Source organism: Streptomyces sp. NPDC040410, assembly GCF_055595715.1.
Genome location: NZ_JBVIVK010000031.1, coordinates 49,557 through 63,439 on the forward strand (window position 1 = coordinate 49,557; position 13,883 = coordinate 63,439).

The window sequence follows — 13,883 nt, forward strand, 5'->3', positions numbered from 1 at the left end:
GGAGCGGGGCGGGGGACGGCGATGTCGTCGGTCCCCCACTCCCTGTGGGAAGGCTCAGCGGGTTCGGGTCAGCCGAGCAGGTCGTCCAGGTCGCCGGTCATGCAGTGCTCCACGACGGGCCGGACGGTGTCGAACGTGCACTCCTTGGCGTTGCCCGGGGTGCAGGCGTCACCGAGGACGTGGTGCGTGATGCGGTCCACGTCGGCGGCGTCGCCCGTGATCACCTTGGCCTGTTCGTAGAACCTGGTCGGGCCCTGGCCGAGCCGGTTCTTGGAGTACGTGTCCTGACGGACGTCCGTGAACTTCTCCGGGATGCCGACGTCGCGCAGCAGCCGGATGCCCGCGGCGAGCGCCGCCTCGGCGGCCTTGACCTTGGTCATGCCGTGCGTGTCCACGCCCATCGCCTCGGCGATGTCCGCGAACCGCTCGTAGTGGGCGGGCATGTTGAACGCCCACACGCGGGGCAGCGCGATGGCGTTGTTGAGGCCGTGGTGGGTGTCGTAGAAGGCGCTGACGGCGTGCGAGATGGAGTGGATGATGCCCAGGCCGCCGGAGTTGAACGCCTGTGCCGCGATGTACTGCGCGTACATCATCCCCTCACGCCCGGCCAGGTCCTGGCCGTTCCACACCGCTTGCCTGAGGTGCCGGGCCGTGAGGCGGATGGCGTGCAGCGCGTTGCCCAGCGACGGCTGGAAGTTGATGCGGGAGACGTACGGCTCGGAGGCGTGCGCGAGGACGTCGAAGCCGCACTGCGCCGTGTAGTCCAGCGGGCAGTCGTAGTACAGCGTCGGGTCGTCGATGGCGAGCGAGGCCACCGAGGCGTCGTCGAACGCCACGTACTTGTGCGGGTTGTCGGGGTCGGTCGTGGTGTCGGTGATGACGTACGCCCACGAGGTCTCGGAGCCGGTGCCGGCCGTGGTGGAGACCGCGATGTGCGGCGGGTTCCTGGGGTTCTCGGACTTGTTGAAGCCTTCGAAGTCGTTGACGTTGCGGCCGTCGTGCGCCACCGAGATGCGGGCGCCCTTGCAGGCGTCGTGCGACGAGCCGCCGCCGATCGACACGAACGAGTCGCACTTGTTCTCCTGGTACAGCGCCACGGAGTCCATGACGTTGTAGTCCTTGGGGTTCGACTCGACCTTGTCGTACACCACGACCTCCAGGCCGTGGTACTTCATCGACTCGACGATCTTGTGCACGGTGTCGCTGCCGCGCAGCCCCGTGGTCATCACGAGTGTCCGCCTGAACCCCAGCTTCTTGGCCTCCGGGCCGATCAGCTCATGGGCGCCGGGGCCCATGAGCGCCCGGGGGAAGGGGTGGAACTCCTTGATCGGAAACGGCTTGAGAAGTTCTTCGACCTGCATGATCGCGACTGTCCTCTCCGCGCGGTGGGCCGCGCGTACTGCGTCGACTGCTCCGTTGCCGGCGGCGCGGTGGAGCACGGATGGTCCGGTTGGAGCACGGACATGCCCTGTGCGTGGCGTGACTCACCTTCCGTCGAAGGCATGGCGGGGCGATACCGGCCGCCCGGACGGCAGCGGGGCGCGAACGGACGGGAAGCACCCTGCCCGGTCGGAGGGGTGAGCCGCGGACACCGGCATCGGCGGCGCACACCTGCCCGACCGGACAGGGTGATCGCGGCCGGAAGCAGGGCGAGACAGGGCGGCGGCCTCCGTAGCGTCGGATACCGGCCGGTCACCGCACGGCGGTACCGGATCTCCGTCGACTCCCCCACCCATTCAGGAGGTTGGCCATGAACGACAACCAGATCAGCGCCGAGCCGGACATCGCCGTCGACGAGGTGATCGAGGAGGTCCTCGTCGAAGAGGTGTCGATCGACGGCATGTGCGGCGTCTACTAGGCCCGCCGCCATGACCACCCTCCCGGCGGCCCCGGCCGGCGCGGCGTTCGACGCGGCGCGCCCCTACCGGCTGCACCCCTCCGTCGCGCTGCGTCCCGAGCCGTTCGGAGCGCTCGCCTACCACTTCGGCAACCGCCGGCTGTCGTTCCTCAAGGCACCGGAGCTCGTCGAACTGGTCCGGGGGCTCGACCGGCACACCAGCGTCGGGGACGCCCTCGCCGGCGTTCCCGACGACCGGCGGGGCGCCTTCCTGCGGGCGCTGGCCTCGCTGGCCGCCGCCGACATGATCGTTGCCCAGCGCAGTGGAACCGGAGCGCAGTGATGACCACCCTGTACGAGCCCCCGCACGCCGCCGAGCGGAGCGCGGCCGGAGCGAACGAGGGCACCCCCGTGTCCGAAGGGGTACGGGTGAAGGTGCCCGCCCTCGTCGAGCAGTTCAAGGGAGGCCTCGCCGCCCCGATCTGCCTGACCTGGGAGTGGACCTACGCCTGCAACCTGTCCTGTGCGCACTGCCTGTCCTCGTCCGGGCGGCGCGATCCCCTGGAGCTGTCCACGGACGAGATCACGTCCGTGATCGACGAGCTTCAGCGGATGCAGGTGTTCTACGTCAACGTCGGCGGCGGCGAGCCCACGGTCCGCCCCGACTTCTGGGACCTCCTCGACTACGCGATCTCCCACCAGGTGGGTGTGAAGTTCTCCACCAACGGCGTCCGTCTGAGTCCCGAGCGGGCCCGGTGGCTGGCCGCCACCGACTACGTGGACGTACAGATCTCCCTCGACGGAGCCACCCGCGCGGTCAACGACGCCCTCCGGGGCCCCGGTTCGTACGACATGGCCGTGCGAGCCATGGAGAACCTCGCGGACGCGGGCTTCCGGGACTTCAAGATCTCCGTGGTGATGACCCGTCACAATGTCGCGCAGCTCGACGACTTCGCCGTGCTCGCCGACCGGTACGGAGCCCAGCTGCGGATCACCCGGCTGCGGCCCTCCGGCCGGGGCGCGGACGTCTGGGACGACCTGCACCCCACCGCCGAGCAGCAGCGCCGGCTCTACGACTGGCTCGTCGGCCACGGCGGGAAAGTGCTGACCGGGGACTCCTTCTTCCACCTCAACGCCCTCGGTTCCGAGCCGATCCCGGGGCTGAACCTGTGCGGCGCCGGCCGGGTCGTCTGCCTGATCGACCCGGTGGGGGACGTGTACGCCTGCCCGTTCGCCATCCACGACGCGTTCAAGGCGGGCAACGTCCGCTCACCGGGCGGCTTCGAACGGGTGTGGCGGGAGTCGGACCTCTTCGCCGACCTGCGCCGGCCGTCCTTGGGCGGGGCCTGCTCCGGCTGCTCCGCGTTCGACGCCTGCCAGGGCGGATGCATGGCCGCGAAGTTCTTCACGGGCCTGCCGCTGGACGGCCCCGACCCCGAGTGCGTCAAGGGCCACGGGGCCACCGCGCTCTCGGCCGTCGACCCGGCCGCGCTGCCGGGCCAGGGCAAGGACCACTCACGCCGCACGGTGGCGCTGGGCATGCCCGCCGTCCGCGTCCGCCGCTCCGACCGCTTCTGCGACGAGAGCCCGCTGGCCGGTGCCGACCTGGGCGGCCCCGTACCCGATGAGAGAGGAACGCCATGAGCAAGTGGATCGAGACGGTCGCCGAGGCCCAGCGGCGCGCGAGGAAACGGCTGCCGAGATCCGTGTACAGCGCGCTGCTCGCGGGCTCCGAGAAGGGCGTCTCCTACGACGACAACACCGCCGCCTTCGCCGAGCTGGGCTTCGCGCCGCACGTGGCCGGGCTGTCGGCCAAGCGCGACCAGGCCACCAGCGTCATGGGACAGGACATCTCCCTGCCGGTGCTCATCTCGCCGACGGGTGTGCAGGCGGTGCACCCGGACGGTGAGGTGGCCGTGGCCCGCGCCGCCGCCGCGCGGGGCACCGCGATGGGGCTCAGCTCGTTCGCCAGCAAGCCGCTCGGGGACGTCCTGGCGGCCAATCCGCAGACGTTCCTCCAGGTGTACTGGATGGGTTCCCGCGATGCGATGGCCCGGCGCCTCCAGGACGCCCGTGGGGCGGGCGCCAAGGGCATCATCGTCACCCTCGACTGGTCCTTTTCGTACGGCCGGGACTGGGGCAGCCCCGAGATTCCCGAGCGGCTGGACCTCAGGGCCATGACACGGTTCGCCCCCGAGGCGCTGGCCCGCCCCGGCTGGCTCTGGGACTTCGTGAAGTCCCGCAGCCTTCCGGACCTGAAGGCCCCCAACATCGCCGAGCCGGGGCAGGAGGCGCCCACGTTCTTCGGCGCCTACGGCGAGTGGATGACGACCCCTCCGCCCTCCTGGGACGACGTGCGCTGGCTGCGCGAGCAGTGGGAGGGACCGTTCATGCTCAAGGGCATCTGCCGGGTGGACGACGCGCTCCGCGCGGTCGACGCGGGCGTCACCGCGATCTCGGTGTCCAACCACGGCGGCAACAACCTCGACGCGACCCCCGCCCCGATCCGCGTCCTGCCCGTCATCGCGGACGCGGTGGGTGACCAGGTCGAGGTGCTCCTCGACGGCGGAGTCCGCCGCGGCAGCGACGTGGTCAAGGCCCTCGCACTCGGCGCCAGGGCCGTGATGATCGGCCGCGCCTACCTGTGGGGCCTGGCGGCGGGCGGCCAGACCGGCGTGGAGAACGTGCTCGACATCCTGCGCCGCGGCATCGACTCCGCCCTGCTGGGGCTCGGGCGTTCGTCGGTCCACGAGCTCACGCCCGACGACGTGCTGGTCCCGCCGGGCTTCACCCGGGCACCGGGAGCGGTCTGACATGCCCGACGCCCGGAGTTCGCTCGCGGACCTGAGCTGGCCCGACGTGGCGGACCGCCGCCCCCTGGTGCTGCTGCCGCTCGGCTCCTGCGAACAGCACGGCCCGCACCTGCCACTGGACACCGACACGGCGGTGGCCTGCGCGGTCGCCGAACGTGCCGCCGCCCGGCTGCGCGGCGAGGCGGACGTGCTGGTCGCGCCCGCTCAGCCGTACGGGGCCAGCGGCGAGCACGAGGGGTTCCCCGGCACCGTGTCCATCGGCCACGACGCGCTGCGCCTGCTGGTCACGGAGACCGGCCGCTCGATGCTGCGCTGGGCGTCCCGCCTGCTGGTGGTCAACGGGCACGGCGGCAACCTCGCCAGCCTGGCCGATGCGGTCACCGGTCTGCGCGGCGAGGGCCGCGACGTCGCCTGGTGGCCCTGCCTGCCGCCGGGCTCCGACGCCCACGCCGGTCGCGCCGAGACCTCGATGATGATGCGGCTGCGGCACGCTGCCGTCCGCGCCGAGCGGGCCGTCGCCGGACCGACCGAACCCGTTCACGTGCTGATGGACCGGCTGGTCGCCGAATCGGTGCGCGGGGTGAGCCCGTCCGGCGTCCTCGGCGACCCCGCCGGGGCCTGCGCGGGCGACGGCGAGCGGCTCCTGGAGCGGATGGCGGACCGCCTCGCCGAGGACGTCCGCGGATGGCGGGTGGGCGCGCGGGGCCGGCTCGGCCAGCCCGAGAGGCAGCCGGTCACCACCCCCGCCGGGGACGGGCGATGACCGGCCGGAGGGTGGCTGTCGTCACCGGCGCCGCGCGGGGCATCGGGGCCGCCACGGTACGGCGACTGGCCCGGGACGGCTGGGCGGTGGTGGCGGTGGACCGCTGCGCGGACGACCCCGACGTGCCCTATCCGCTGGCCGAGCCCGGCCTGCTGGACCTCCTGGCACAGGAATTCCCCCTGATCCGTACGGTCCGCGCCGACGTACGCGACGCCGCCGCGCTGCACCGCGCGGTGGAGCTGGCCGAGACCGAGTTCGGCGGCCTCGACGCCGCCGTGGCCGCCGCCGCGGTGATGCTGGGCGGGGCCCCGGTGTGGGAACAGACCGACACCCAGTGGCGGACCCTGCTCGACGTGGACGTCATGGGCGTGGCCAACCTCGCGCGCGCCGCCGTACCCGCCCTGCTGCGCAGGCCGCACCCCCGGCACGGCCGCTTCGTCGCCCTCGCCTCGGCCGCCGCGCACCGCGGCCTGTGGCGCCTGGGCGCCTACTGCGCGGCCAAGCACGCCGTCGTCGGCCTGGTCCGCGGTCTCGCCTGCGACCTGCGTGACACCGGCGTGCACGCCGTCGCCGTCTCGCCGGGCTCGACCCGCACGGACATGCTGCGGGCCACGGCGGACCTGTACCACCTGCCCGACGTCGACCAGCTCGCCGCCCAGCAGCTCACCGGGCGCCCGCTGGAACCCGAGGAGGTGGCCGCGACGGTGGCCTGGGCCTGTTCCCCCGAGTCCTTCGCTCTCACCGGCTCCGTACTGCACGCGGACGGAGGGTTCACGGCATGACGGCACTCGCACACCGCACCCCGGCACCCCCGACGAGCACGCCGCTGCCCTCTCCGGCGGACACCGCACTGCCGGCCGGCCTCACCGTCGAACTCGCCGCCGGCACGCACCGGTCCGAGGACGGGCGGCTGCTGCTCGGCGGATCGCCGCTTCGCCTGCTCCGGCTGACCGCCCCTGCGGCACGCCTCCTGGACGGGGGCCGGCTCACGGTCACGGGCCCGGCGAGCGGCGCGCTCGCACGGCGGCTGCTCGACGCCGGGATCGCCCATCCGCGCCCCGCGCCGGTGCCGGTGAGCGACACCACCGTGGTCATCCCCGTCAAGGACCGCGCCGACCAGCTGGACCGGCTGCTCGCAGCCCTGCGCGCCGACCCGCCGACCTCCCGCCTGCCGGTCCTGGTCGTGGACGACGGCTCCGCCGACCCCGCGGCCCTGGCCCGCGCGGCCCGCGCGCACGGCGCCGAACTGCTGACCCACCCGCGCAACCTCGGCCCGGCGGCGGCCCGCAACACCGGCCTGCGGCACGCCCGTACCCCGTACGTGGCGTTCTGCGACTCCGACGTGGTGCCCGAACCCGGGTGGCTCGCCGCCCTGCTGGCGCAGTTCGCCGACCCCGCGGTGGCGCTCGCCGCTCCCCGCGTGGTCGCGCTGCCCGTCGCCGAACCCGGGCTCCTGGACCGGTACGAGGAGAAGCGCTCGCCGCTGGACATGGGAGCCGGGGAAGGGCCGGTCGTGCCGGTGTCCGCGCTGTCCTACGTCCCCAGCGCGGCCATCGTGGTCCGTCGCGACGCCGTCGGCGCCGGCTTCGACGACAGCATGCGCGTCGGGGAGGACGTGGACCTGTGCATGCGGCTGCACGAGGCGGGCTGGCGGCTGCGGTACGTGCCCACCGCGCGCGTGGGCCACCGGCACCGCACCGACCTGCGCGGCTGGCTCGCCCAGCGAGCCGCGTACGGCACCGGCGCCGCCGACCTGGCGCTGCGCCACCCCGGGCAGGTGCCGCCGCTGTACGCCGCCCCCTGGTCGCTGGCCGCCTGCGCCCTGCTGCTGCGCGGCAGGCCGGGGCCGGCGGCCGTGGCGGCGGCCCTGACCGCGGTGACCGCCGTCCGGGTGGCACGGCGTATGCCCGACGCCGACCATCCGTTGCGCGCGGGGGCGCTGCTGTCACTCGCGGCGCTGCGCGGCACCGCCGAGCAGCTGCTGCGGTGCGCCACCCGGCACCACTGGCCCCTCGCGACGGCCGCCGCCATGGTGAGCCGCCGTGCGCGGTACGTGCTGATCACCGCGGCCGTCGTCGAGGGGCTGGTGGACCACCGCCGCTCCGGCACCTCGCTCGGCCCCCTCCCGCACGTGGCGATCCGTCGCCTGGACGACCTCGCCTACGGCTGGGGCGTCTGGCAGGGCGCCGCACGGCGCAGGACCACCGCACCGCTGCGGCCGCGCCTCGCCCTGCGCCTGGTGAGCCGTTGGACCGCCGGAGGGCGGCCGTAGCCGCGGCCCCCGACCCGCCGCCAACCTCCCGCCAACCCTCACCCGCCACCGTGTCCACCTGGCGACGGCCGGCCGCGCCCTCGGACCGGCACCCGTGCCGTCAACACCCGCACCCACTGGAGGATCTTGTATGTCTCCGCGCTCTGCCCACCCCGTTCCAGGGAACCCGCTCACCCCCCGGGGCGCCGCCGTGTCCGGGCCGCCGGAGCGGGCCGCGGACGACCGCCTCGCCTTCTGGGCGCGGCAGGCCGGGCAGCTCCACTGGGACACCGGCTGGGACCAGGTGCTGGACTGGACGGACGCGCCCTTCGCCCGCTGGTTCACCGGCGGGAAGCTGAACGTGGCATACAACTGCGTCGACCGGCACGTCGAGGCAGGGCACGGCGACCAGGTCGCCTTCCACTGGGAGGGCGAGCCGGGCGACACCCGCACGATCACCTACGCGGAGCTGAGGCGCGCGGTCTGCCGCACGGCGAACGCCCTGCTCTGCCTCGGTCTCAGGCCGGGCGACCGGGTCGCCATCCAGCTGCCGATGATCCCCGAGGCGGTCTTCGCCATGCTGGCCTGCGCCCGTCTCGGTCTGCCGCACAGCGTCGTGTTCGGCGGGTTCTCCCCGGCCGCCCTGCAATCGCGCATCGACGACGCCCAGGCCAGGCTGCTGATCACCGCGGACGGCCAGTACCGCCGGGGCAGCGCCGAGCCCATGAAGGCGAACACCGACGAGGCCACCAGGGACACCCCGAGCATCGAGCACGTCCTGGTGGTCCGGCGCACCGGCACCGACGTGCCGTGGACCGAGGGCCGCGACCTGTGGTGGCACGACCTGGTCGACGCCCAGTCCGACGAGCACACCCCGGAACCCTTCGACGCCGAGCACCCGCTGTTCATCCTCTACACCTCCGGGACGACGGGCAGCCCGAAGGGCATCCTGCACACCTCCGGCGGCTACCTGACCCAGGCCGCCCACACCCACCGCATCGTCTTCGACCTCGACCCCGAGACCGACGTCTACTGGTGCACCGCCGACATCGGCTGGATCACCGGGCACTCCTACATCGTGTACGGGCCGCTCGCCAACCGGGCGACCTCGGTCATGTACGAGGGCACGCCCAACACCCCGCACCAGGGGCGGCACTTCGAGATCGTCGAGAAGTACGGCGTCACGGTCTACTACACCGCCCCCACCCTCATCCGCACCTTCATGAAGTGGGGCGAGCAGATCCCCGCCCGCTACGACCTCTCCTCGATCCGCGTGCTCGGCAGCGTCGGCGAACCGATCAACCCCGAGGCGTGGCGCTGGTACCGCACGCACATCGGCTCCGGCAGGGCACCGATCGTGGACACCTGGTGGCAGACCGAGACCGGCGCCGTCATGATCTCACCGCTGCCAGGGGGCACCTCCCAGCCCTCCGGGGCTGGGGCAGGGACCGGCGCGAAGCCCGGCTCGGCCCAGGCGCCGCTGCCGGGCCTGTCCGCCAAGGTGGTCGACGACCAGGGCCGTCAGGTCGGCAACGGCGAGAGCGGCTATCTGGTCCTCGACCAGCCCTGGCCGTCCATGCTGCGCGGGATCTGGGGCGACGAGGAGCGCTACCGGGCGACGTACTGGTCCCGTTTCGCCGACCAGGGCTACTACTTCGCCGGGGACGGCGCGCGCTACGACGAGGACGGCGACATCTGGCTGCTGGGCCGCGTGGACGACGTCATGAACGTCTCCGGGCACCGGATCTCCACCGCGGAGGTCGAGTCGGCGCTCGTCTCGCACCCCGCGGTGGCCGAGGCCGCGGTGGTGGGCGCGTCGGACGCGACGACCGGGCAGGCCATCGTCGCCTTCGTCATCCTGCGCGCCGGCGCCGACCCGGACCTCACGGCGGCACTGAGCAAGCATGTCGCACAGGAGATCGGCCCGATCGCCAAGCCCCGCCAGATCATGGTGGTCCCCGAACTGCCCAAGACCCGGTCCGGGAAGATCATGCGCAGGCTGCTGCGCGACATCGCCGAGCACCGGGAGGTCGGAGACGTCACGACGCTCGCCGACGCCTCCGTGATGGACCTGATCAACACCGGTCTCAGCGGCGGTCAGCAGGACAAGCCGGGCCCGGCATGAGCGGCGGCGTCCTGTCGCCCGGCCGGGTCGCGCGCCTCACCGGAGCGAGCGGCCCCGACGACCCCGACCGGGCCGTCGACACGGCCGTCGACCGTTTCGGGCGCCTCGATCACCTCGCCCTGTGCGAGGTTCGGCCCAGGGACCCGGGGATGCCGCAGGCCTGTTGTGCGGCGAGCCGGCCGGCGCCGATGGCCGCGCACGGCGGACCGGACGTCGACGTGGTCACGGATGCGGTCGCAGGACATCGCCCTGGCAGGACTGCCCGGGCTCGCCGGGTGGCCGGCGGCCGAACCGACGCCCCGCACCGGCGTCCACACCGTCGTGACCGGTCCGTCGGTCGGCGCGGACGCGTACCGCACCCGCGAACGCCGACGCGCTGTGCGGCCTCCCCGGCCCGCCGCGCGCACCGGGCACCCGGGCCGGTACCGGTCCCGGCCGAGGGACCTCTCCGCCCGTCGCGGGCCGCGTGACCGGAGCACGCCGACAACGGCGAAGACCAGGAACGAAGACCAGGAACGAAGACCAGGAACGACCACTGGAAGGCACGCGCACGCTGATGCGAATCGTCCTCATCGGCCCTCCCGGAGCGGGCAAGGGCACCCAAGCAGCCATACTCAGCGAGAGACTCGGCATCCCGCACATCTCCACCGGGGACCTGTTCCGCGAGCACGTCACCCGCCGGACGCCACTCGGGCAGGATGCCAAGCGGTATCTCGACACCGGCGAACTCGTACCCGATCACGTCACCGGCGGCATGGTCCGCCAGCGGCTGGAACAGTCCGACACCCAGCGCGGCTTCCTTCTCGACGGCTTCCCGCGCACCCTGGCACAGGCGCGGGAACTCGCCGCGATACTGGATTCCACCGGAGCCCGACTGGACGCCGTGGTGGAGTTCACCGCTCCCGAGGACATCGTGGTGAAGCGGCTGCTCAACCGCGGCCGGCCGGATGACACCGAGGATGTCATCCGCCATCGGCAGCGGGTCTACGAACGCCAGACCGCCCCGCTACTCGACCACTACGCGGACATCCTGCTGACCGTTCAGGCCGTCGGACCGATCGACGAGATCGCCGGGCGGGCGCTCAGCGGACTGTCGGGAGAGCCGGCCCGGCACCCTCGCCGCGCACCGTGATCACCTCGTCCTTCACAGGAGGCAACCGGCCTCGCGGGACGCGGGGCCGGACAGTGGGGGACGTTCGCGGTGCGGGCCTTCGGGCGCGCCGGCATCGGACGTCCATCGTGTCGCGACGAGACGCGGGAGGGCACGCCGCCGGGGCGTGGTCACCGTCCTCATCGCCTCCGGCGGGTTTCTCGCGGTCACATGCTCCGTTCGAAGCGGTCCAGGCCTCCGCCGAGGAAATCCGTGAGGGTGCCGGCCGGCGGTCTCCGCTCCGGCCGGACACCGGACAGGCAATCGATGTTTACGCGCCGCGTCCGCTCGACCCGGACGACGTGCGCTCACCATGCTCCGAGGAGAGTCGCCATGGTGTTCGGTCAAGCGGGTACCGGCCCGGAGCGTCTGGCGTACACGGGCGCCAGACCTCCGGCCGAGAGCCTGCGAAGCGTCCAGTTCTCCTGCCAGTTGCTCTCCCGCAACCAGGGCCGGTTCATGAACAGCTTCTACGAGAGCATGGTCGTTCTCGTACCCCAGGTGCGGCAGTTGCCGCCGCGGGCGGGACGGCCGCTGTGCGACAGGCTGGCCCAGTCGGTGCTGTGGGCCGCGCTGACCCAGGACGCACCGGAGGCCGTCGAGGCGACCCTGCGCCAAGTCGGCGGGGGAATCCAGCAGCAGGGATTCTTCGACGGCTGGCACCGGTCGTTCGGTGCGGCCCTCCTCGACACGGTGCGCCAGATACACAGGAGCGACTGGGGCTCCCGGCTCAGTTCCGACTGGATAGCGTTCTACACCTGGCTCAGCGGGAACCTCCGGCAGGGCGCGGATGCCGCCCGGCCGGGAACGGATCGCGCCCAGCCGCGGCCGGATCACGGCCAGTGGCAGCCGCGGCGCGGTACACCGCGGGACGACGGCTCCACTCCGGCCCACGTCGCCACCGCGAGTGATCGGCCGCGGGAGCAGACACTCAATGGGATCCTCGCCATGCTGCGCTCCCGCCACTTCCCCTACGACGACCGTGGGCTCGCGGCGATCTGCACCCGGGTCGCCCTGCGCACCGGCGTCGACCTGCGCTCTCCCCGCCCGGACCAGGCGGCCGACGCGGCGGTGGTCTCCAGAGTCCTGAGCATCCTGCTGGTGCTGGGCTTCTCGTTGTCGCCCTCGCCGCACGACCTGCTCTTCCACCCGCCGGACCCGGAGGACAGCGGCTCGCGGCAGGCCGGCGGCGAGCCCGTCGCCACGGCGGGCCTTCGGCAACGCTTCCGGCGACTTCTGAACAAGGCGGACAGATGACGTTCTTCCCTCCCGTCGCCCCCGGCGTGGGCGTCGTACGCGCCCATGTCACCGGACCGGCTCCGCAGGCGGTCGACCGGCTGCTGGCACAGCTCGACCGCGATCTGTCGGGACGCCGGGCGGTCGCGGTGATGTACTTCGCCTCCAGCGTGTACGACCCCGCCGATGTCGCACCCGTCATCAGCTCGCACTTTCCCGAAGCGGTGGTCATCGGCTGTTCCACCGCCGGGGAGTTCACCGACCTGCACAACGGGACCGGCGGCATCTCGGCGGTGGTGCTTCCGGACGGTCTGATCACCCAAGCGGTGGCGGTTCTCGGCGAGTTGGACGGCGACGCGGGCGACGGCACCGCCGTCGCCGTCCGGTCGCTCGAGGAAGCCCTCCAGGTTCAGCTCCGCCACCTCGACCCGGCTCACCACCTGGGTTTCGTGCTGATCGACGGCCTGCACGGAGCCGAGGAGCAGGTCAACGAGATGCTGGGGAACGCGGCACCGCTGCTGGACTTCGTCGGCGGTTCCGCCGGAGACGACTTCGCCTTCCAGGGCACCTGGACCGCCGTGGGAGGCGAGGTGAGCTACCACGGGGCGGCGCTCATGGTGTGCCGGACCGCCGTCCCGTTCCGGGTCGTCAAGTCATGCTCCTTCACCCCGACCGGCAGGCTCCTGCGGATCACCCGTGCCGACGCCGCGTCCCGGACCGTCCTCGAGATCGACGGGCGGCCGGCCGCGGAGGCGTACGCGGACGCCCTGGGCGTGAGCGTCGACGCGCTCGACACCGCCTGGACGCAGTACCCGGTGGGCCTGATGATCGACGGCCAGCCGTGGATCCGCAGCCCTCAGGCGATCACGCCGGACGGCGGCGTCCGGTTCTACGCCGAGATCATGCCGGGGATGGAGGTCGAGGTCATGCAGGCGGGTGACCTCATCGCGGAGACCACTGCCGCCCTGCGCCGAACCCGCGCCGAACTCGGGGGGCGGGCCGGCGGCGTGGTTCTCTTCAACTGCTGCCTGCGCCGAAAGGAGATCGACGCCAAGAACCTCTCCGCGGACTTCGTCGCAGCCTTGGGCGGCGTCCCGTCGGCAGGGTTCCACACCTACGGCGAGAGCTGGCTCGGTCATGTCAACCAGACCCTCACCGGTGTCGTGTTCGGGCCCCCGGGCGGGGCCTGAGTCCGGCACCACGTTCCGTGCGCGGCTCGAAGGACGCACTGCTGTCAGCCAACGGTGGTCGTTCGCTCCGAAGGGCACACCAAGGGCACGGATGACGTGAGACGGCCCCGCACCGGCAGTCCGCCAGATACCGTCGGCGTGCCGTTCACCGCTTACGCCTTCAACTCGGTCGAAGGGGCGTACTCAGAGGGTCGGAGGAGCAGTTCGAAGAAGAGAGCCACAGCAGCACGGCCCAAAACCCCGCCGCCCCCAGCGGCACGAGCACTGACTCCTTCGAATCTCGGCGATCCCCCTCCGTAGGGGTTTGGTGGCTGCTGACCATATGCGGTGGCGTGGACATGCCAGAACCGTGCTCCAGCCGTGTGACGCCCGGCCTCAGCCCTCCCCGCCCGCCCGATCCTCGACGGCCGCCCCCTCCTCGACGGCCGCGTGTATCTCGGCGACCCGCTCCCGCTCCTCCGCCGCGAACCGCTCGGCGTCGAGCCGCTCGGCGATCTCCTCGTCCTGGTTCATGAGCA

General features: G+C 72.6%; 12 protein-coding genes. 11 read left to right on the forward strand and 1 reads right to left on the reverse strand.

Annotation, left to right across the window (positions count from 1 at the left end; genetic code table 11):
- Positions 1–68: 68 nt before the first annotated feature.
- Positions 69–1,361 carry an NDMA-dependent methanol dehydrogenase gene (gene mdo, locus ACZ562_RS35430; RefSeq protein WP_471188091.1) on the reverse strand — a complete coding sequence of 431 codons (1,293 nt, stop codon included), beginning with the start codon at positions 1,359–1,361 and terminating at the stop codon, positions 69–71.
- Between the two features lie 389 nt (positions 1,362–1,750).
- On the opposite strand from mdo, the gene mftA reads away from it, so the two are divergent.
- The 11 genes from mftA to ACZ562_RS35485 all read left to right on the forward strand — a co-directional run bounded on the left by mftA (position 1,751) and on the right by ACZ562_RS35485 (position 13,365).
- Complete coding sequence (gene mftA / locus ACZ562_RS35435; protein ID WP_351579461.1) at positions 1,751–1,858, forward strand: mycofactocin precursor MftA; 108 nt, start codon at positions 1,751–1,753, stop codon at positions 1,856–1,858.
- 10 nt (positions 1,859–1,868) lie between these two features.
- Positions 1,869–2,180: a mycofactocin biosynthesis chaperone MftB gene (mftB, locus tag ACZ562_RS35440; protein ID WP_471188094.1), complete on the forward strand. Its 312-nt coding sequence runs from the start codon at positions 1,869–1,871 to the stop codon at positions 2,178–2,180.
- The gene (gene mftC, locus ACZ562_RS35445) at positions 2,180–3,481 is read left to right on the forward strand and encodes a mycofactocin radical SAM maturase (protein WP_471188097.1); all 1,302 of its coding nucleotides are present in this window, start codon (positions 2,180–2,182) and stop codon (positions 3,479–3,481) included. The genes mftB and mftC overlap by 1 nt, the downstream gene beginning before the upstream one ends.
- Complete coding sequence (mftD, locus tag ACZ562_RS35450; RefSeq protein ID WP_471188099.1) at positions 3,478–4,650, forward strand: pre-mycofactocin synthase MftD; 1,173 nt, start codon at positions 3,478–3,480, stop codon at positions 4,648–4,650. Before mftC ends, mftD begins: the two co-directional genes overlap by 4 nt.
- Position 4,651: 1 nt before the next feature.
- Positions 4,652–5,413 (forward strand): mycofactocin biosynthesis peptidyl-dipeptidase MftE, encoded by a 762-nt coding sequence (gene mftE / locus ACZ562_RS35455; RefSeq protein WP_471188102.1) that lies wholly within the window; start codon positions 4,652–4,654, stop codon positions 5,411–5,413.
- Positions 5,410–6,195: a mycofactocin-coupled SDR family oxidoreductase gene (locus ACZ562_RS35460; RefSeq protein WP_471188105.1), complete on the forward strand. Its 786-nt coding sequence runs from the start codon at positions 5,410–5,412 to the stop codon at positions 6,193–6,195. The genes mftE and ACZ562_RS35460 overlap by 4 nt, the downstream gene beginning before the upstream one ends.
- Complete coding sequence (mftF, locus tag ACZ562_RS35465) at positions 6,192–7,685, forward strand: mycofactocin biosynthesis glycosyltransferase MftF (RefSeq protein WP_471188107.1); 1,494 nt, start codon at positions 6,192–6,194, stop codon at positions 7,683–7,685. The genes ACZ562_RS35460 and mftF overlap by 4 nt, the downstream gene beginning before the upstream one ends.
- Before the next feature lie 130 nt (positions 7,686–7,815).
- Positions 7,816–9,789 carry an acetate--CoA ligase gene (gene acs / locus ACZ562_RS35470; RefSeq protein ID WP_471188109.1) on the forward strand — a complete coding sequence of 658 codons (1,974 nt, stop codon included), beginning with the start codon at positions 7,816–7,818 and terminating at the stop codon, positions 9,787–9,789.
- Positions 9,790–10,345: 556 nt separating this feature from the next.
- Positions 10,346–10,921: an adenylate kinase gene (locus tag ACZ562_RS35475; RefSeq protein WP_471188110.1), complete on the forward strand. Its 576-nt coding sequence runs from the start codon at positions 10,346–10,348 to the stop codon at positions 10,919–10,921.
- A 351-nt stretch (positions 10,922–11,272) separates the two neighbouring features.
- A complete protein-coding gene (locus tag ACZ562_RS35480) occupies positions 11,273–12,196 on the forward strand; it encodes a globin family protein (RefSeq protein WP_471188112.1) in 924 nt (307 codons plus the stop codon).
- Positions 12,193–13,365 (forward strand): FIST signal transduction protein, encoded by a 1,173-nt coding sequence (locus ACZ562_RS35485; RefSeq protein ID WP_471188114.1) that lies wholly within the window; start codon positions 12,193–12,195, stop codon positions 13,363–13,365. The genes ACZ562_RS35480 and ACZ562_RS35485 overlap by 4 nt, the downstream gene beginning before the upstream one ends.
- Positions 13,366–13,883: the final 518 nt, after the last annotated feature.